Below are 20865 nucleotides of genomic sequence, written 5' to 3'. Positions count from 1 at the left end.
AATTTTTAAGATAATGCAAAACTAAATCAACATAAAAACAATAATAGAATCATACCAGAAGGATGTCACAGTGAAACCTACCTCTTTAGCAATAATGTTAAGTAGTGCTATTTTTGTCGCCAGTTGGACGACGCCAGCGTTAGCCGATGTTGAATATCAAATAGATTTAACACAGCCACAGCATCATTTAGCCAAAGTGGCGGTGACTTTTCCGCAAACTGATACAAGCTCTCTGACTATTAATTTGCCAGTGTGGCGTACCGGTCGATATCAAGTATTACCCGTTGCCGATGGGGTGAGATTATTTAAAGCCACAGATAGTGAAGGGAAAGCATTAGATTGGCATCGAACTGCTAGTGGCGAATGGCAGGTAAAGTTACATAAACCCTCAAGTGTAACAGTTCAATATCAAATTTATGCTAATGAACTTGGCGATCGATTACGTCATATTGATCGCAGCCATGCTTATTTAGATGCCAGTGGTATCTTTATGTATAGCCCAGTATTTCGTGACGAGGCGGTAAAAGTTAATTTGTCTGTGCCGAAAGAGTGGCGCAGTTACTCAGGCATGGAAAGTGGTAAAAAAGCCCACTCCTTTGTCGCTGATAACTACGATGTGTTGGTAGATTCTCCAATAGAAACGGGTATTAATCAGCATTTTAGTTTTAGAGCCGATGGACGGGAATATGAGGTTGTGTTTTGGGGCGAGGGTAATTATGACACTAAACAAATTATTACCGATTTAGAAAAAATAAGTCATCAGGCGAGTGCGATTTGGGATGATTATCCGTTTGAACGTTACGTTTATATGGTACACGCCACCAGTGGAGCAAGCGGGGCAACTGAGCATTTAAACTCAACTGTTATTCAATTGCCGCGTTTTAGTTTTCGAGAACGTAGTGATTACTTACGTTTTATCAGTACCGCTTCACATGAGTTTATTCATAGCTGGAACGTTAAAGCTTATCGTCCTCAGGGATTAGTGCCTTACGATTATCAGTCGGAAAATATGACTGAACTGTTGTGGATTGCAGAAGGTTCAACCAGTTATTTCCAACATCAGTTGTTATTGCGTGCTGGTATTATTACCGCCGAAGAGTTTTTTGATGATCTCAGTAAACGCATTGTCAATAATCAACATAATCCAGGCCGTGAAATTCAATCGATTGCTGAAGCCAGTTTAGGTCAATGGAGCAGTACTTGGGGAGACTATGCCGTTAATCACAGTGTGAATATATACGCTGAAGGTTACATGACATCATTATCATTAGATTTTGATTTACTTGCACAAACTAAGTTGAAGCATTCATTTCGTGATGTGCACAGAAAGCTTTATCAAGATTTTAAAGTGCCGATGGGCTATAACGTAAGCGACATTAAAAATATTCTCAAAGGTTTATCAGGAAAAGATTATCAAGCGTGGTGGAGTAAAAATGTTACCTCACCCGTCACCTTAGACTTTGACGCCATGTTATTACAAGCTGGTCTTCAACTTGGATACGATAAAGAGGCTAAAACCGAAGTGAATGCAGGTTTAACCCTAACTGGTTTATATGATGATTTAACGATTTTATTTGTGACCCGAGAAGGCCCTGCATGGCAAGCTGGCATTAATGCAGGGGATCAAATTGTTGCGGTAAACGGGCTTAAAGTGAGTGCATCAAGTTGGGATAAACGGTTAGCGGATTTTAACCCTGGCGACATTATTGAGTTGACGATATTTAATAATGATCAACTGGTAAAACGCAGTCTTACTTTAGCCGAACAACCAAAAGGTGAGCTAACAATATCCCCTGTTGAAAAAGTGACTGCCGAGCATAAAGCCTTTTTTAAAGCATGGTTAGGCGTAGATTGGCCATTTGATACTAAAGGTGAATATATAAAGGCTGATAAGTAGCTTAACCAGGCAATAAAATGCCCATCAACTTGATGGGCATTTTATTAATCTTTATTGCGGTGGTTTGGTGTTAGCAAAAGGTGCATATTTTGCTATACCACTGAGAAAGCCTTTTAGATTAGAGCACTTGTCTATATTGATACGATTACGGAATAACCCCCAGTCTAAGTAACACGCTAAACGCAGCTCCGGGTCTGTATAGGGGGCGCTATCGCTTAAGGTGAGTTGCTCAAACTGTGCAAGACTTGAGTCAATTCTAGCCGCTTGACGTTGGGTATATGCGACTGAGTTGATATCAACGCCATCTTTCTCTAAAAAGAACAAATTAACTGTGCTGTCTAAAGCGGTATTGACCATACAAAACAGATCGAGTTCAGCTGGAGTGCCTAAGTATGGCTGTCCAGCTTGCTGCCTGATATAAAATAAAATCGCACTTGAATCGGTTAAAAAAGTATCACCATGTTGTAGGAATGGTACCCGTTGAGTCGGCGAGAGTAACGCACTACTGGCTTGGTCCGTTTCGATAAATTCGAAATCTTGACCAGACTCCATCAATGCAATTCTGCAGTGGCGGACAAACGGTGAGGTATAACTTCCATATAGCTTCATTACCACTCCTTTCACTTATTAAAAAAGTAAGATATTTATTGATATTGTGACAGCTTAAATACTTTGTTCCATTGGGCCAAATGCACCATGTAATGCTTGAACAAAGGCGATAAGTTCACTGCCCATTAATGCAAAATCGGCATCCAAACGCGCCATAGGATCCTCATTACCGACTTCGTCGTTACCGGCTCTAAACTCTTCAGAGAATTTAATCCGTTTCACGCTCGCATCAGACTGCATAACAAATGCGACAGACTGAGCAAAATGTAGCGCGAGTTTGTGCACTTGTTTACCGGTTGCTAAATGTGCCAATACTTCGTCTTCTTGAAGAACCTGCTGTTTAAAGCGCACAATGCCACCTTCGTCTGATTCAGATTTTAACTCAGCTTCATCTTGCATTTCAAAAGGTTGTGGTGCTTCACCCGCTTGTAACCATTCAGTCAAGGTTTGCTCAATAGGCTTGACATAACTGAGTGGAATAATAGGTAAACTGCCTAAAGCTTTACGCAATAAAGCTAACATTTCTTCAGCTTTGGTTGCACTTGAGCTATCAACTAAAATCATTTCCAGTTCTGGCAAAATAAGCGCACGGGTTTGGCTACGACGAGTGAAGGCTCTTGGCAGTAATGTGGTTGTGATGTCATCCTTCATCGCATCTTTTTCTTTTTTAGTCACAGTGCGGTTTTCTGCATCTTCAATTAAAGCCACTTTTTCATCAAGTGCTTCTTTAATGACCTGACCAGGTAATATTTTATCTTCTTTAGTGACGCAAATAAGGTGACGATTTTCTGCGCTATGGACTAAAGCTTGACCTTTTTTACCCAGCGCATTTGAAAAACCGAATTTACTGATGTCTTGGCTACCACAAGGTGAAAAGGTGAAATCTGCTAAGGCTTTTTCTAACGCTTCGGTGTCGGTGGAAAACGGTTTATTGAAACGGTACAAGGTGAGATTTTTAAACCACATAAAGAGACACTCATTATTTAATAAATAGTTGGCCAAGCAGTTTACGGCATCTGATTGGTTGGGTAAACAGGCCTTTTAAATCGGCCTATTGATTCATATGACAGAATTCATAAAAATGTCACAAAGTAACTAATTATATTTTTATTATTTAAATTCAATGATTAAGTTACTTTTGTTTTGTGAATTATGCTTGTTTTTAAGTTTTTTCTGAATGACTGAAATATTTCTGAAACATTAGCAAGGCAAACTTCGGCTCGTTCCCAAGCTGTAAACACATATGATTAGAAACGTTGAAAGGATGAAATGATGAACTTATTTGCTAAAACTCTACTGGCTTGCGCTGTAACAGCATCAACAGCATACGCCGCAGACCCATTACAAGTTTATGGTAAGTTAAATGTATCAGCACAATCTAACGATGTAGCCGGTGAGACAGAAACAACGATTCAGAGTAATGCTTCACGTTTTGGCGTAAAAGGTAATTTTGACTTAGGTAATGACCTTGAAGCTTTCTATACTATTGAGTATGAAGTTGACACGGGTGATGATGTAAAAGAAAACTTTAAAGCGCGTAACCAATTTGTTGGTTTACAAGGTGGTTTTGGTCTTGTGTCTGTGGGTCGTAATGATACCGTTTTAAAAATATCACAAGGTAAAGTTGATCAGTTTAACGACTTAGTTGGTGATGTAAAAAATGTGTTTAAAGGTGAAAACCGTATGGCACAAACCGCGACATACATGACGCCAATGTTTAGTGATTTCCAGTTCGGCTTAACGTACGTAGCTGACGGCGATGCTGAGCAAAGCGAAAACACAGGCGTGAGTATGGCCGCTACTTATGGTGATTCAGGCTTAAAGGCAACGCCATTTTATGCTGCAATAGCTTATGATTCTGAAGTAAAAGGCTATGATACTGCGCGTGCTACAGTACAAGGTAAAGTCGCTGGTTTAGTGTTAGGCGGTATGTATCAGCAACAAGAAAAGCTTAACTCTGGTGTAACAGATAATGGTTATCTATTAAGTGCTGCATACGACATAGATGCAGTGACCTTAAAAGCACAGTATCAAGACATGGATAATAAAGGCGACTCAATGTCAGTGGGTGCAGATTACACATTGGCTAAGCCAACTAAATTATTTGCTTACTATACCACTAATGCAATGTATGACTCTGGCGATGTTGATGACTCATATTTTGGTTTAGGTTTAGAGCATAAATTTTAAGCTTAATATTTAGATGAAAAAAGGAGCTGCGGCTCCTTTTTGCTTTGTGGTATAAAATGTTATTGGATCAGTTTTGAAATGTAATTAAGCCAAGCATTTTGAAGCTGTTGATCAAGGAATATGGTTAAATATCTTCAAGATCATAATTCTGTAACAAAACTGACCAATAATGGTCATCGTGGCAAATTACTGATAGAAGCGAATATGACAGCAAGGATTTTAATTGTAGAAGATGAATCAGCCATCCGTGAGATGCTGACATTTGTGATGGACCAACACGGGTTTACAACCGCTGCAGCTGAAGATTTTGATTCCGCCATTGCGTTATTAGCGGAACCTTATCCAGACTTAATTTTATTGGATTGGATGTTCCCTGGAGGCAGTGGTATTCAATTAGCCAAACGGTTAAAGCAAGATGAGTTTACCCGTCAAATCCCTATTATCATGCTTACCGCCCGTGGCGAAGAGGAAGATAAGGTTAAAGGCTTAGAAGTAGGGTCAGATGATTACATCACTAAACCCTTTTCCCCCAAAGAACTTGTTGCACGTATTAAGGCGGTATTAAGACGCAGTGCGCCAACAAGGCTTGAGGAAACAATAGACGTACAAGGTTTACAATTAGACCCAGTTAGTCATCGTGTTTCAGCAGGTGATGGGGTACTCGATATGGGACCTACTGAATTTAGGTTGTTACATTTTTTTATGACACACCCAGAACGTGTTTATAGCCGCGAACAATTGCTTGATAACGTTTGGGGAACAAACGTTTATGTTGAAGATCGTACCGTTGATGTGCATATTCGACGTTTACGTAAAGCGATAGAGCAAGGCGGACACGATAAGTTAATCCAAACGGTTCGTGGAGCCGGTTACCGATTTTCAACAAGGATGTAGCGGATATTCACTGTTTGAATATTCATATCACTATGTTTGCAGTGGCTAAAAGTGCTAGTCTAGCCACTCAAATGTGAAGTCACACTGTATGGCAGTTAAATTATCATTATTGATTAATTTAACTGCCATACTGCGATTTAGGTAACGTATATTGAACTCTTATTCTGGCTTTCGCTTGCTTTTTCGCCTTGGGGTGATGTTATTGCTATTAGTGCTGGTGGGCTGGATTGTTGACTATATAATGTTAACAATACTTCTTGGTTCCGCAGCACTACTGTTCTGGCATTACCGTCAGTTGTCTAGGTTAAGCCATTGGTTATGGAAAGATAAAAAGCTTACGCCACCGCAGGGGCGGGGGAGCTGGGAGGGTATTTTTAATGGTATTTATCGGCTTCAAGGAAAAAACCGCCGTCGAGTGGGTCAGCTAGCATCATTACTTGGACGCTTCAGACAAGGTGCTGAAGCACTACCCGATGCTGCTGTGGTGCTAGATTCAGAGCACAATATTTTATGGTGTAACAAACTGGCTCAATTAATATTAGGTTTTGTGTGGCCACAAGATAATGGCCAGCGAATTGATAACCTCATTCGTCACCCTGATTTTTCAGCCTACTTGCGTAAACATAATTTCAGTGAACCTTTAGAGATCCCATCGCCTGTATCAGAAAGACGTCTGCTAGAAATTCGGCTAATGCCCTATGGTGATCGTCAGTTATTATTAATGGCGCGCGATATTACCCGCATTCATCAATTAGAAAGCATGCGTAAAGACTTTGTGGCTAACGTATCCCATGAGCTAAAAACCCCGCTGACAGTATTACAAGGGTATTTAGAGATAATGCAAACCATGGAAGACGATAACTCACCAAATCAAAAACCGCTTAATATGATGCAGCAACAAACGAGCCGAATGCAATCTATGGTAGAGCAGCTACTGGCATTGTCGCGTATTGAAGCAGGAGCCAGCATTGATCTGTCTCACACTGTCAATATGGATAGCATGTTTAGTCAGCTTAAAACTGAAGCTCAAGCATTAGCAGCAGAACAATATGAATTGGTGTTTTTCTGTGAACCGGGATTAAATATTCATGGCCAAGAACAGCAGCTTAGAAGTGCATGCTCTAATTTAATATCAAATGCGATTCGCTATACCTCACCAGGAGGAAAAGTCTCTATAACATGGCAAAGTGTTGCCAGTGGTGCAAAGTTTTCGGTAACAGATACCGGAGTGGGTATAGCTCCTCAACATATCAATCGTTTAACTGAGCGTTTTTACCGGGTAGATAACGCCCGCTCCAGTAAGACGGGTGGTAGTGGCTTAGGTTTGGCAATTGTGAAGCATGCATTAAGTCATCATCACAGTGAATTGACAGTATTGAGTGAGCTTGGTAAAGGCAGTACTTTTAGCTTTATCGTTCCTACCCATTTAATTGATAGGAAAAACTAATTTTTTGATATTCAGAATGCCGTCATAATGACGGCATTTTCATTTTTGTGACTTAACTATTTCAATAATGATGTTAAATCAGCAAATATATTTCACCTGTCACCTAACTGTCACATTATAGTCATAGACTTGTCATCATTGGAGTTGATACTGACTGCGTTATAAAAACTTAGCACGCTTAATTTGGAGCAATACAATGAAACTGAAAAAACTTGTCGGCGCAATTACCCTAACAGCCGCTGGTGTGTTCTCGGCAGCATCTATGGCTGCAATTGATGAAACGTTACCTATGTATGAAAAAACAAGTGGTGTTTCTGGTAACTTGTCTTCTGTTGGTTCTGATACGTTAGCGAATATGATGACGTTATGGGCAGAAGAGTTTAAGCATATATATCCTAATGTTAATATCCAAATTCAAGCAGCTGGCTCTTCTACAGCGCCTCCAGCATTAACTGAAGGAACTTCACAGTTCGGTCCAATGAGCCGTAAAATGAAGCCTAATGAAGTTGAGTCATTTGAAAAGCATTTCGGTTACCAACCAACGGCTATTCGTGTTGCAATTGATGCTTTAGCTGTGTTTGTGCATAAAGATAACCCAATTAAAGGATTAAGCATCGAGCAAATCGATAGCATTTTCTCTTCAACAAACAAGTGTGGTGGTAAGCAAGTTGAACGTTGGGGTGACTTAGGCCTAGACGGTAACTGGACAGCAAAAGATGTCCAATTATACGGCCGTAACTCAGTATCTGGTACTTATGGCTACTTTAAAGAAAAAGCATTATGTAAAGGCGATTTCCGTCCAAATGTGAATGAGCAACCAGGTTCTGCATCTGTCGTACAGTCTGTATCTCAAGGTCTTAACGCAATTGGTTACTCTGGTATTGGTTATAAAACAGCGGGTGTAAAAGCTGTAGCTGTATCTAAGAAAGGCGATAAGTTTATCGACGCATCAGCAGCCAATGCTGCCAATGGGACTTACCCACTTTCTCGTTACTTGTACGTTTATATCAACAAGCACCCAAACAAAGATTTATCGCCGATGGATCGCGAGTTCATTCGCTTCATATTATCTAAGCAAGGTCAGCAAGTTGTTGAAAAAGATGGTTATGTACCATTACCTCGCACAGTAATAGCAAAAGATTTAGAGAAAGCCGGTATCCGTCTTTAAACTAAATTAATTTGCACGATTAAAGACCTCCATAGTGAGGTCTTTTTTTTGCTTCGAGCTTAGCGGTATTTTGGAAGCAAAAAAAGCAACCTATTAAGGTTGCTGTAACTGCAATGTGCAATTCTGTTGATAGGATAACTCACTATCGAGAGGGGAGATGATGATGAACAAAATCATTTACAGGCTCAAACGTTCAGTAAAAGTAGGTATATAAAATTCGGTTCATATATTCAGACTAGCGTTATTTATAAAAGTTCCAAATAAAGATAAAAAAATTGAATCAACTATCTTAAGTACTGTTCCCACTAACATTGCTCGCCGCTTTCTTATTAGAAAGCACTTTACTATAAAACGCCTGTTAAAAATGATGGCACTAAAACATAGTGGCAGCTTAGCCGTTACGGTGTTTTTCAAGACAATCGGTAAAAAACAGCCAAAAAAAAGCAACCTATTAAGGTTGCTGTAACTGCAATGTGCAATTCTGTTGATAGGATAACTCACTATCGAGTGGGGAGATGATGATGAACAAAATCATTTACAGACTCAAACTTTCAATAAATTGGGGTGTACAAAATTCGGTTCATATATTCAGACTGGCGTTATTTATAAAAGTTCCAAATAAAGATAAAAAAACTAACAAAAATGTGCCGAGTATTATCTGACAGCTCTGTTCTGATGAAAAGGACTCAAGGTTAGCGTTAGAAATGTTATTTTTTTATCGTTTGATGAGCGCAGCGTTATAAAATCCGCTTTATCAATGTGCAAGAAAAAGATTATCCATAAACCGGGTGACGGCTTCGACCTCAAAAAATAGTTAAAAAAAAGCAACCTATTAAGGTTGCTGTAACTGCAATGTGCAATTCTGTTGATAGGATAACTCACTATCGAGAGGGGAGATGATGATGAACAAAATCATTTACAGACTCAAACTTTCAATAAACTGGGGTGTACAAAATTCGGTTCATATATTCAGACTGGCGTTATTTATAAAAGTTCCAAATAAAGTTAATTATTTTTATTACCCTCATAATTTAAGGCTATAAACCTGTCGAAGCTCAGAGGGGCGATACTAAAGAAGCCTTTTAAATGTTATGTTTGGTGCGATTAATTTGACTTAACTTAACAGTCAAAACTAAAACTGCAATTAAGGATATTAAAGTGGCCACTAGTCTAACTTCATCATGGGACCATCAGTATGATTACCATTCAAGTGCAAATGCTGACACGGTTTGTGTTTCTCATTTAGAACTTAATCTAGAAGTTGATTTTAGTGCTAAGCAACTTATCGGGCAGGTCACCTTATACTTTGATTTAAATAAAGAATCATCTAGTCAACATGGACAACTTATTTTAGATTGCCGTGATTTAACCTTGATAAGTGTGAGTGACTTACAAGGGCAACAACTTGACTTTTCGCTGGTAGATGTAGGGGATATCTTAGGGCAAAAGTTGGTGATAAAGATTAATCAATCAATTAGAGCTGTCACCGTTCATTACGCCACGTCCCCACACGCCCAAGGCTTACAGTGGTTGACCCCGGAACAAACTTTGGGTAAGCAACAACCCTATTTATTTAGTCAATCACAACCGATTAATGCCAGAAGCTGGATCCCTTTGCAAGATACGCCTAAAGCACGGGTAACGTTCGACGCCACCATTAAAGTCAATAATGGTTTACGCGCGGTAATGAGTGCACTTAATAATCCCCAGATGCCTAAAGATGGCATTTTCCATTTTGTGATGGATAAGCCCATACCGACTCATCTACTGGCTTTAGCGGTAGGGGACTTAGCGTTTGAAGCGACAGGACCCAGAAGTGGTATTTATACCGAACCAGCAATGCTGGCAAGTGCGGTTAAAGAGTTTGAAGATACAGAAGCGATGATCAAGGTAGCGGAGTCATTACTTGGCCCCTATGCGTGGCAAAGGTACGACATGATTGTATTACCACCTAGTTTCCCCTTTGGCGGTATGGAAAATCCTATGCTGGCATTTATGACCCCAACCTTGATAGCGGGTGATAAAAGTTTAGTGTCTACGGTAGCCCATGAGCTGGCACATTCTTGGACTGGAAACTTGGTCAGTAATGCGACATGGCGTGATCTGTGGCTTAACGAAGGATTTACCACCTACTTTACTAATCGTATCGTTGAAGCTGTATATGGCAAAGAGCAAGCTGATTTAGAATGGGTGAATGAATACACTCGTTTAGAATCTGAAATGCAGTCTGTTGATTTAATAGATCAAACCTTGCCTGCAAATGTTCAAACGCGAGATCCAAATCAGGCATTTAATCGTTTCACCTATGATAAAGCATCAATGTTTGTCCATGAACTAGAGCAGCGTTTTGGCCGTGAATCCTTTGATGCTTTTTTGTTTCAATATGTCACTCACTTTGCTTTCAAAGCCATTACCACTGAAGTCTTTATGGCTTATATGCTGCAACATGTATTACCCAATTGTCCAGATAAGTTATCTGAAGTTGAATTAAAAGAATGGGTATATGGTGAAGGACTGCCTCATTGGTTTGTACCTCCTTCTTCGAGTAGTTTAGACAAAGTACATTTGGCGCTTATGGAAATTGAACATAAAAAACCAGCAAAAATGCTGAATGTGAGTGACTGGCGGGTTCATCATTGGCAATATTTTTTAAATCAGTTGCCACAGGTTATCAGCCAAGAACAGTTACTTGATTTAGATGACACCTTTTTATTTAGTCAAAGTAAAAACGCAGAAATTGTTTGTGATTGGTTTAGGGTCGCTATTCGAAATCATTATGATCCCGTGCTTGAACCCTTATCGGCGTTTCTCATTTCAGTCGGGCGGGCTAAGTTTGTTAAACCACTTTATAGCGAGTTATTGGTTGCTGGGTATAAACAGGAAGTTGAGCAAATATACGCTAAGGCTAGGGCAGGATATCACCCATCACTGCAAGTGCAATTAGATAAGCTATTGAGTTGGTGAGAGAAGGTTAATAAATTCTAGTTAACCATTATATCGTAATCATTATTCAATCAAGACTGTACAAATAAAATGGGCCTTAGATTTTCATCTAAGGCCCATTTCTAAATCATTAATATGATGATTTACTTATCTATTAAGCTACCTTAGTAACTTCACTAGCAAGTGATTAACGCTGAATCGCTTCGTGTTCAGCAGTAACGGCAATTTCTTCCGCTAATGCTTCTTCTTCAGAATCATTATGGCCTTCAGCACCGTGCATCCAATCCACTAACTTGTCAGCCATGAAGTATAAAATTATACCTGAAACCGCCGCTGTAATTGCGATGCCCGCGAAGATTGACATTGCATTGGCAAGTTGATCTTCAACGCTGCCACCGTGGCCAATGAGTGAACCAACTAATCCGCCAACTTTGTTCGCAATAGCAATAAATAGGAACCATGCGCCCATCATAAGTGATGCTATACGCAGTGGAGCCAGTTTAGTGACCATAGATAAACCAATTGGTGATAAACATAGTTCACCCATAGTATGGAAGAAATATGCGCCGACTAACCACCACATGCTTGATTTGATTGAAGCGTCGCCGCCCATTTGTAAAACAGCACCAATCATGAATAAGAAACCAATGCCAAGTAACACTAAACCAAGGGCAAACTTAACGGGCGAATTGGGTTCGTTTTTACCTAAACGTATCCAAATTGAGGCTATAACTGGAGCAAAAATGACGATAAAAATAGCATTCAGTGATTGGAAGTAAGTGGTAGGCACTTCCCAGCTACCAATCATACGGTCAGTAAAGTTATTGGTGAATAGGTTCATTAATCCACCGGCTTGTTCAAAACCAGCCCAGAAGATAATGGTAAATAAACCCATAATCATGATCACTTTTATGCGATCACGTTCAATTTTAGTCAGTGGCTCACTGCGGACTTGGCCCTTAAGTGCATTCCTGTCTCGTTCGAGTTTTGCCGCTGGAACAGTACCTATATCGCCAAGTAATCTTTGAGCAAAAAAGAATTGAATAATTAACGATGCAACCATACCAACACCTGCACAGAAGAAACCAGCCTGCCAGTTGTTAACAAATACCTCTTGTCCTGCAACCACTTCAGTATGACCAAAAGTGGTGTAAGCCCAAGCTACAATAATACCCGATAGCGCGGCGCCAACGTTGATACCCATGTAAAAAATAGTAAATGCACCATCTCGACGGTGATCACCTTCTTCATACAAGTCGCCAACCATAGTAGAGATGTTAGGTTTAAACAGTCCGTTACCCAATATCAACGTACCTAAACCAATATAGAAAAGAGTGGTTTCTAAACCAGAAAACCAGCTATGCGGCGCAGCAAGGGTAAATTGCCCTATTGCCATTAACGCACCACCAATATAAATAGATTTACGTTGGCCAAGGTAATTATCTGCTAACCAACCACCAATAAGCGGCGTTAAATAGACTAAACCGGTGAAGGTTCCGTAAAGAGATAATGCATCCTGTGGCGTCCAACCTAAACCACTACCACCATCTGTTTGAACTTTATCAACCAAATAAAGGACCAATATGGCACGCATTGCGTAATAACTGAATCGTTCCCACAATTCAGTTGTAAAGAGAAGGAACAATCCTTTTGGATGCCCAAGCATCGTTCCTGGTGCTTTTACTTCACTCATTAAGTTTTCCACCTTAAAGCTTGTGATTGGCTGCGGCACAAGTTGCACCACAGAATAATTGTTTGCAAATTTAGGCAAAGTATTGCGATTAAGCATTGCATCAAGAAGATGTTGTGCTTTTTATCTGGGCAATCTTGGCCGATTTATTGTTCATTTCTTATAATAAATATTATTCATTTAATGTTTAATTTGTTTAAAACATCAAAAATCCCACCTTATATACCCTTTTCAGGACGCTTAAGTCAATGTTTGTGCGGGTGTCAGGCGCATTTTGCAGGTTACATTTTTGTAAACATATGTCATTTTTTAGTTGGCTTGTATGCTTATTATACAGTGCGAGTTATTTTCAATATTGCGATGCTGGTTAAAGCGACTGTTGTCAAGTTTGTGAGTTTGTTGCCGATAATTAAAAATTCACTTTATAAGTGTTAGATGGTGCTATTTTGAGCTGAAATACATAAAGCATTAACTTGTTTGCAGCAATTTATGTTTGCTTGATTGCAAATGTGTCGCTAAAAGTTAAAATATGTATAATTCAAACTTGTTGAAAAAAAGTTAAAACCTCAAAAGATGTTGTCTTACTATATTAAAATCACATGATTGGAGACTGCATGCGTTCATTACTGACTATATTCGTACCTGTATTAATACTATGGCTTTTTTTGAACAGCACCCCAACTTTGGCATGGATTGATTCAGATATGGATGGCGTACCAGATAAAAAAGATGCCTGTGCTGATACTCCTCAAGGTGAGGTGGTTATGGCTAATGGCTGTAACGATCCAGCTTTTGCTTTAACTGAATCCAATATTGATGAAGCTCCTATTTTTGATGAAGAACCTGTAACAGCAGTTGCTGAACAACCAACCAGCACTATAGAATATGTTAATCGCTGCGAGCAACTGGGTGCTGATGGCGCAGTTAATTGTTTACAGCAAGTGGTACAACCTATTTATTTTGAATTTGCTAAAGCAGAAGTAATGTTATCGCAAAGACCTGTGTTTGACAGTATCAATAAAATAATAGCCCAAGATAATAATGTAACTTTAGAGCTAGTTGGACATGCCGATTTATTGGGAAGTGATGAGTTAAATCAAGCGCTTTCATTAGCCCGGGCAAACAGCGTAAAAGCAATATTAGTCACCGATTTTAATTTTAATCCTGACAACATTTCTGTAAAAGGGATGAGTAACACCCAACCCGCTGCGGATAACGCCACATCTGAAGGGCGACAACGTAATAGACGGGTAGAATTTATCATTTCGGCAGAATAATCTGTCACTTTAGGGAGTAAAACAATGGAAAACCTTGACGGTTTAGAAGCGTTAATAAAGCAAGCACCAGAATTTATTATGGCTTATGGGCTTAAAACATTAGCTGCTTTGGCGATGTTTTTTATTGGTAAGTATTTTGCGGGTGTGGCAAAGCGCCTCACTGATAAAGTATTAACCAGTCGCAAAGTTGATCAAACTGTAGTGTCATTTGTGTCAAACCTTGCGTGGTCAGTTGTATTTGTATTCACCATTGTGGCTACATTAGGTCAAATTGGCGTGCAAACCGCTTCACTTGTAGCTGTAATTGGTGCTGCAGGTTTAGCTGTTGGTTTGGCATTACAGGGGTCACTATCTAATTTTGCCTCAGGCGTATTAATGGTATTATTCCGTCCATGTCGTGTGGGTGACTTTATCGAAGCCGCAGGCGTTGCCGGTGTAGTAGATGAGATTACTATTTTTTCGACTAAGCTTCGTACGGGTGATAATAAACTTATCACTGCGCCAAACTCCGCTATTATGAATGGTACTATTACCAATTATTCAGCGCTTGAAAAGCGTCGTATCGACTTAGTCATCGGTGTGGGCTATGCCTCTGATATCGCGAAAACTAAAAAAGTATTGGCTGAAGTATTAGATAACAATGCATTTGTGTTAAAAGATCCTGCTTACACTATTGGTTTAGCTGAATTAGCTGATTCATCAATTAACTTCGTTGTTCGCCCATGGGTGAGCACGGGTGATTACTGGCCAGCGCGTTTTCAAATTTTAGAGCAAATCAAAAATGCATTAGATGCGGCTGAGATTGAAATACCATTTCCACAAATGGATTTACATGTTAAAGAATTAGCAGCAAGTTAATCAGTTATTTGATTAACTGCGTATAACAAGAACCAGCCACAAGGCTGGTTTTTTTATAATTTTTATTATTAATCAGGAGAATATAATGACATTTCAACAATCTTTATTGAACATAGGTTTATCCTTAGTATTAATTGCCAGTCCAGTATTTATTCACTTTACGCAAGCTGCTGAAGTTACAATGGGTGGGCATCCGGTGGTGCTTAAAGGTGATTTACCCGCTAATAATATGCCAGCCCCTGAATTTAAAGTGGTTGATGATAAGTTTAATCCGGTTAATTTAAGTGATTTTAAAGGTAAAACAGTATTAATCAGTGCCGTACCGAGCTTAGATACCGGTGTGTGTGCGTTGCAAACAAAACGATTTAACAGTGAATTTGCTAATTTTGATGCCGACGTTGTTATGCTGACTATTAGTACAGATTTACCTTTTGCTCAAAAGCGTTTTTGCCAAACTGAAAGCGTTGATAAAATTAAAGTATTATCTGATTCAGTATGGCGTAACTTTGCTGACCAATATGGATTATTGATTGAAAGCCGTGGTTTACTGGCTCGGGCAATATTTATTATTGATGCTAATGGCCAGCTACAGTATCAAGAGCTTGTTAAAGAAGTTGGCAGCCACCCTGATTATGATGCGGCAATCGCAGCATTAACAAAAATTGCTGCAGCTAAATCTTAATCCGTTACACTGTCGGCCATGGTTTGGATAAATGACGATTTATTATGATTGATTTTAGAAGCGATACTGTTACTCAACCTACAGCCGCAATGCGCAAAGCAATGGCCAATGCCGTTGTGGGTGATGATGTTTATGGTGATGACCCGACAGTCAACAACCTACAAGATATGGCCGCTGAAATGTATGGCTTTGATGCGGCCTTATTTGTTAGCTCAGGTACTCAAGCTAATTTATTAGCATTGATGTCACATTGTGAGCGTGGAGACGAGTATTTATGTGGCCAACAAGCGCACAATTATAAATTTGAAGGTGGTGGTGCAGCGGTGCTTGGCAGCATTCAGCCACAGCCGTTAAATAATCAGCAAGATGGTAGTATTTTATTGTCAGATATCGATGCTGCTATTAAACCTGATGACGTTCATTTTGCCAGAACCCGTTTATTGAGCTTAGAAAATACCATTGGCGGTAAAGTCTTATCGCAAGAGTATTTAGCACAAGCACAAACTTTGGCCTTTAATCGGGGTTTGAAAATTCATTTAGACGGCGCAAGAATAGCCAATGCAGCGGTTGCCCAAAACCTTGCGATTGCCGATATTACTCAATATTTTGACTCGGTTTCTATTTGTCTATCAAAAGGGTTGTGCGCCCCAATTGGCTCTATTTTGTTAGGCGATGAGCGGCTTATTGGTAAAGCGACTCGTTGGCGTAAAATGTTGGGCGGCGGAATGCGTCAAGCTGGTATTATTGCCGCAGCGGCTAAATTGGCTTTAACCGATCAAGTTGATCGATTAGTTGAAGATCATCACCACGCAAAACTGCTCGCTGAGGCATTATATCAATTTGACGAATTTGAGGTTGATGTGAAATCAGTACAAACCAATATGGTATTTGCACGTTTGGCCAGTCATATAGATCCCAATCAATTATCACATGCGTTATTGCAAAAAGGCATTAAGGTTAGCCCTAGTCAGCAACTGCGCCTAGTAACCCATGCTGATATTACAGCGAAAGATATTTCTACTTTTATTACATCTTTAAAGCAGGTGTTATCTACTTAACTAGGGTCGTATTTTTATCCGCTGAGAGTAAACGTCATTCGTGATATGAGTGATGCCTTAAATGGCCTTAAATGGCGTTAAATAGTGCAAATATAATTCCGTTATAGGGCAGGTTTTATTAATCAGCCATATAAGTAATTGATTATCAATGTAACTAAAACTGGCTTGAACATTGCTACCTCTTTAGTGATACAAGAGTTTCTTGTTAATAACTAAAGGGTTTTTTATGAAATACTACAGCCGCCACTTAATACTTCCGGTCCATTTAAATAGTAGCCACACTCTATGCTGTGGTCAGCTATTGAGTTGGATAAATGAACAAGCAACGATATTTGCCAGTTGCCAAATGAACAGCCAATGCCATGTTGCGAAGCTTATTGCCGAGATCAACTTTATGACTCCAGGATTGGTTGGCGATATACTTGAATTTGGTTTTGAAAGCGTAAGTTTAGGTCAAAGCTCAGTGACTATTCGTTGTAAAGTACGCAACAAAGTCACCCAGGCACCTATAGCCAGTGTCGATAAAATAGTCTTTGTTAACATAAATGCTAATGGGGTACCTGTACCCCATGGCATGCGAGCAAATGCGGCTTAGCTGTTTTATCATTATTACTTTGCTTTAACTCTTTTTCTAGATAAGCTTTTTAAGCTACTGACGCATCTCTTTCTAGATTGAATGTATGCCTATATTACTGTTGGTATTATTAAGGATGTACAAAGATTATATATAGTTGCCATTAGGTTTATCGGCAACAGTTTAGTAATCTAACTCAAGCGCAAAACACAGATAGGCCATTAATTGAGTCGTTTTTTGAAATTCCTTTTGACAGAACTCGACAAAATCAGCCTGGCAAACTTGTGCTTCAGTTATCGTCTTTAGCGCGATAAAGTCTTTCCGTTTTAGTTCAGTAAGTAGCGGATGATCTTTATCAAATCCCCTTGGTGGCCTCACTAAACTGTCACCTGTCATAACAAAACCTGCTCTCTCTATCGCTTGTAACGCTTTTTTATAGCCATTAGGGTTTTCATCGATACAGTGTCTTATGGCATTTAAGGCTGTTGATTCTGGATGCCAAATACCTACAGCGATAAAGCATTCATTATTGGCTAAATGCACATAAAATCCAGGGGAATGGACATCTTTAGCCTGAAAATGTTTAAATTGAATGCCAATATTAGTTTTATAAGGTGTTTTATTTTTACTAAAACGACTATCTCTTTGGGGGCGCATTAAGCTGCCGCCGACTTTTTTGGGTACTGCATTAAAACGTGGTGACAAGGATAAAATAGGCCCTTGCATCGCCTCAATAAATTGTAATGCGGGCGTGCGCACTTGGGCTTCATAGCGGGGTTGATTAGCTTTAAACCAATCACGGTCATTATGTTGATTTAGTTCGGTTAAAAACTGGAAACTACAGCGAGTAAACATTGTTATGCCTCAATAATTAATTCTATTATTATTAATAGGTTAGTAGTATTCTTTTCGGTGTGTATTTATGAAGGATTATGGTAAATAACTTTAACGTAAAAATTCTAGATAAATAAAGTTGTTTTATTCAATATGCAGTGTATATTGCGCCAAAATTGATTGATATTAGCTATGCTTAAATGACTTTCTCACTGTTCAACTCTGCAGTAGACGATAAAACATTTGGTGAGTAGCATCGAACAAGTTATTCGAGAAAGACTTATTTCCTTTAAACGTAAGGACTGACCATGACTAAACAAACCCTCGATATTGTGGGCTGGCGAGAGTGGGGCACATTTCCTGAAATTGGCAATGAAAAAGTCAAAATCAAGGTAGATACAGGGGCAAAAACCTCTTGTTTACATGCTTTTAAAATTAAACCGTTTCAAAAAGAAAAAGAAAAATGGGTGCGCGTATGGTTGCACCCTGAACAAGAATCTGATCGTGAAGTTGTGTGTGAGTTCCCCATTTTTGATCGTCGTAATGTTAGCGATTCTGGTGGACATGTTACCAAACGATATGTAATCAAAACCCCTATCATTATGGGTGGAAAGCAGTTCGATATCGAACTGACTTTAACCAATAGAGATAACATGAAATTTCGTATGTTGTTAGGTCGCAGAGCACTGGAAGGACGATTTTTGGTGGATTCAGCAGCATCTTATATAACAGGAGAGTAAAATGCACATTGCAATTATGTCACGGAATAAAAATTTATATTCGACGCGTAGGCTTAAGGAAGCGGCCGTTGCCCGTGGTCATGACGTTAAAATAGTCGATCACATCAGTTGTTACATGAACATCAACATGACCTCTCCAAGCATCCACATGAAAGGCCAAGAGCTGCCTAAGTTTGATGCCGTCATTCCACGTATTGGTGCATCAGTAACCTTTTACGGAACAGCAGTATTACGTCAATTCGAAATGATGGGAGTTCACCCATTAAATGAGTCGGTAGCGATTACCCGTTCACGTGACAAATTGCGTTCATTACAGTTACTTTCTCGTAAAAATATTGGCTTACCTGTGACTGGTTTTGCAAACAAGCCTGCCGACGTACCTGATTTATTAGACATGGTTGGTGGCGCACCGTGTGTGATTAAGTTACTTGAAGGTACTCAAGGTATTGGTGTTGTACTTGCCGAGACGCGTAAAGCAGCAGAGTCAGTTATTGAAGCCTTCATGGGTCTTAAAGCCAACATCATGGTACAAGAATATATCGCTGAAGCGGGCGGTGCAGATATTCGCTGTTTCGTGATTGGTGATAAAGTGATCGCGGCGATGAAGCGTCAAGCATTGCCAGGTGAATTCCGTTCTAACTTACACCGCGGCGGTTCTGCCACCATAGTTAAGTTAACACCTGAAGAGCGCTCAACCGCGCTTCGCGCAGCTAAGACCATGGGTCTTAACGTTGCTGGTGTGGATATTTTGCGCTCAAAACACGGTCCACTAGTGATGGAAGTAAACTCTTCACCTGGTTTAGAGGGCATTGAAAAAGCCACAGGTATCGATGTTGCTGACAAGATTATTCAGTTTATCGAGAAAAATGTAAAAGCAACCAGCACTAAAACCAAAGGAACTGGCTAAATGGTCAAAAAACGCGAAGCTTTCACTCTAGGTGAAGTGAGCGTTAAAGCTGGCACGCAGCAAAGCGTTAAGCTTCCTGCTGCAAGGCTTTATAACGACACACCCATGGAGTTACATGTTGAAGTTTTCCATGGGCTAAAAGCCGGGCCGACTTTATTAGTGTGTGCTGCTATTCATGGTGACGAACTAAATGGTATTGAAATTTGCCGACGTTTGCTCAGCAAAATAAATGCTAAATCGTTAACCGGCACCATACTTGTCGTGCCTATTGTTAACGTGTTTGGTTTTATTCAGCAATCACGATACTTACCGGATCGCCGCGATTTGAACCGATGTTTTCCTGGTTCATCAAAAGGGGCTTTGGCTAGCCGTTTAGCCCATTTGGTGTCACATACATTAGTTGATCGGGCGACGCATATTATAGATTTACATACCGGTGCGGTTCACCGTGATAACTTACCTCAAATCCGTTGTGATACCGATGATGAAGTGATGTTTGGCATGGCAAATGCCTTTGGTGCACCTGTGATCATGACGTCTAAAAATGTTACAGGCTCTATGCGGGGCTATGCTAACGGTAAAGGCATACCTTGTATTTTATACGAGGCAGGTGAAGCCTTACGTTTTAGTGAAATGTCGATTAAGTCGGGTCTTAATGGTGTATTAAATGTCATGCGCCACCTAGAAATGGTTAAAGGCCGTATTCGCATCAAAGGCAATAGTGTTAACGCCAGTCGCAGTTATTGGGTAAGAAGTGAAGCTGATGGTTTGATTAACATTAAGCTTAAGCTGGGTGAAAGGGTTAATAAAGGCAATATCTTAGCTTATATTGTTAACCCACACGGTGGTGAGCCTTATGCGCTGCGTGCCCCTACTGATGGCATCATTATTGGTAACAGTAATATTCCCGTGACAAATGAAGGTGAAGCTTTATTCCATATTGCCCAATTTGAGGGTGATGAGATTGAAATCGTCAATGATAGTTTAGATGATTTTATGGCTGAATATGCTTAACAAGTTTGCTGGTTAAAATCAAAAATGCCGCTGAATTCAGCGGCATTTTAGTCTCTAAAAATTTATATTAAGTGATTTTTATC

18 protein-coding genes are annotated in these 20865 nt (G+C 39.7%); 14 read left to right on the top strand and 4 right to left on the bottom strand.

What is annotated here, in order from left to right:
* Positions 1–70 precede the first annotated feature (70 nt).
* A complete protein-coding gene (locus tag ACRWQM_RS11750) occupies positions 71–1897 on the top strand; it encodes a M61 family metallopeptidase (RefSeq protein WP_434930113.1) in 1827 nt (608 codons plus the stop codon).
* 51 nt (positions 1898–1948) lie between these two features.
* Here the strand turns inward: ACRWQM_RS11750 and ACRWQM_RS11745 are convergent, their stop codons facing one another.
* Positions 1949–2506 (bottom strand): glutathione S-transferase family protein, encoded by a 558-nt coding sequence (locus tag ACRWQM_RS11745; RefSeq protein ID WP_434930112.1) that lies wholly within the window; start codon positions 2504–2506, stop codon positions 1949–1951.
* Between the two features lie 54 nt (positions 2507–2560).
* Entirely contained in the window at positions 2561–3472 is a 912-nt protein-coding gene (gene rdgC / locus ACRWQM_RS11740; RefSeq protein WP_434930111.1) for a recombination-associated protein RdgC, read from the bottom strand.
* A 303-nt stretch (positions 3473–3775) separates the two neighbouring features.
* Between rdgC and ACRWQM_RS11735 the strand changes: the two genes are divergently transcribed.
* The 5 genes from ACRWQM_RS11735 to ACRWQM_RS11715 all read left to right on the top strand — a co-directional run bounded on the left by ACRWQM_RS11735 (position 3776) and on the right by ACRWQM_RS11715 (position 11169).
* On the top strand, positions 3776–4696 hold the full coding sequence (locus ACRWQM_RS11735; protein ID WP_434930109.1) for a porin: 921 nt from the start codon (positions 3776–3778) through the stop codon (positions 4694–4696).
* 204 nt (positions 4697–4900) lie between these two features.
* Positions 4901–5590, top strand: coding sequence for a phosphate regulon transcriptional regulator PhoB (gene phoB, locus ACRWQM_RS11730; protein ID WP_434932032.1), 690 nt, complete (start codon positions 4901–4903; stop codon positions 5588–5590).
* 148 nt (positions 5591–5738) lie between these two features.
* A complete protein-coding gene (gene phoR / locus ACRWQM_RS11725) occupies positions 5739–7037 on the top strand; it encodes a phosphate regulon sensor histidine kinase PhoR (RefSeq protein ID WP_434932031.1) in 1299 nt (432 codons plus the stop codon).
* A 196-nt stretch (positions 7038–7233) separates the two neighbouring features.
* Positions 7234–8205 (top strand): PstS family phosphate ABC transporter substrate-binding protein, encoded by a 972-nt coding sequence (locus ACRWQM_RS11720; RefSeq protein ID WP_434928782.1) that lies wholly within the window; start codon positions 7234–7236, stop codon positions 8203–8205.
* A 1158-nt stretch (positions 8206–9363) separates the two neighbouring features.
* On the top strand, positions 9364–11169 hold the full coding sequence (locus ACRWQM_RS11715) for a M1 family metallopeptidase (RefSeq protein ID WP_434930107.1): 1806 nt from the start codon (positions 9364–9366) through the stop codon (positions 11167–11169).
* 166 nt (positions 11170–11335) lie between these two features.
* Here ACRWQM_RS11715 and ACRWQM_RS11710 read toward each other — a convergent pair whose 3' ends face one another.
* A complete protein-coding gene (locus tag ACRWQM_RS11710) occupies positions 11336–12841 on the bottom strand; it encodes a peptide MFS transporter (protein WP_434928784.1) in 1506 nt (501 codons plus the stop codon).
* 611 nt (positions 12842–13452) lie between these two features.
* Here ACRWQM_RS11710 and ACRWQM_RS11705 point away from each other — a divergent pair.
* From ACRWQM_RS11705 to ACRWQM_RS11685, 5 genes are all read left to right on the top strand, one after another.
* A complete protein-coding gene (locus ACRWQM_RS11705; protein ID WP_434930106.1) occupies positions 13453–14115 on the top strand; it encodes an OmpA family protein in 663 nt (220 codons plus the stop codon).
* A 24-nt stretch (positions 14116–14139) separates the two neighbouring features.
* Entirely contained in the window at positions 14140–14973 is an 834-nt protein-coding gene (locus tag ACRWQM_RS11700) for a mechanosensitive ion channel family protein (protein ID WP_434930104.1), read from the top strand.
* Positions 14974–15058: 85 nt separating this feature from the next.
* Positions 15059–15655: a thiol peroxidase gene (tpx, locus tag ACRWQM_RS11695; RefSeq protein WP_434930102.1), complete on the top strand. Its 597-nt coding sequence runs from the start codon at positions 15059–15061 to the stop codon at positions 15653–15655.
* 44 nt (positions 15656–15699) lie between these two features.
* The gene (gene ltaE / locus ACRWQM_RS11690) at positions 15700–16713 is read left to right on the top strand and encodes a low-specificity L-threonine aldolase (RefSeq protein ID WP_434930100.1); all 1014 of its coding nucleotides are present in this window, start codon (positions 15700–15702) and stop codon (positions 16711–16713) included.
* A 226-nt stretch (positions 16714–16939) separates the two neighbouring features.
* Positions 16940–17308, top strand: coding sequence for an acyl-CoA thioesterase (locus ACRWQM_RS11685; RefSeq protein WP_434930099.1), 369 nt, complete (start codon positions 16940–16942; stop codon positions 17306–17308).
* 162 nt (positions 17309–17470) lie between these two features.
* Here the strand turns inward: ACRWQM_RS11685 and ACRWQM_RS11680 are convergent, their stop codons facing one another.
* The gene (locus ACRWQM_RS11680; protein ID WP_434930098.1) at positions 17471–18142 is read right to left on the bottom strand and encodes a DUF2461 domain-containing protein; all 672 of its coding nucleotides are present in this window, start codon (positions 18140–18142) and stop codon (positions 17471–17473) included.
* 287 nt (positions 18143–18429) lie between these two features.
* Between ACRWQM_RS11680 and ACRWQM_RS11675 the strand changes: the two genes are divergently transcribed.
* The 3 genes from ACRWQM_RS11675 to ACRWQM_RS11665 are packed head-to-tail and all read left to right on the top strand — an operon-like array spanning position 18430 to position 20782.
* Positions 18430–18861, top strand: a complete 432-nt coding sequence (locus ACRWQM_RS11675) for an ATP-dependent zinc protease family protein (protein WP_434930097.1) — start codon at positions 18430–18432, stop codon at positions 18859–18861.
* A gap of 1 nt (position 18862) precedes the next feature.
* Positions 18863–19768, top strand: coding sequence for a 30S ribosomal protein S6--L-glutamate ligase (gene rimK / locus ACRWQM_RS11670; protein ID WP_434930096.1), 906 nt, complete (start codon positions 18863–18865; stop codon positions 19766–19768).
* Positions 19769–20782 (top strand): succinylglutamate desuccinylase/aspartoacylase family protein, encoded by a 1014-nt coding sequence (locus ACRWQM_RS11665; RefSeq protein WP_226410390.1) that lies wholly within the window; start codon positions 19769–19771, stop codon positions 20780–20782.
* Positions 20783–20865 lie beyond the last annotated feature (83 nt).

Origin of the sequence: Shewanella sp. HL-SH5 (assembly GCF_051163755.1) — a bacterium.
GTDB lineage: Bacteria > Pseudomonadota > Gammaproteobacteria > Enterobacterales > Shewanellaceae > Shewanella > Shewanella glacialimarina.
Note: the sequence above shows the minus strand (reverse complement) of the source record. Positions and strands in the feature narration are given on the sequence as shown.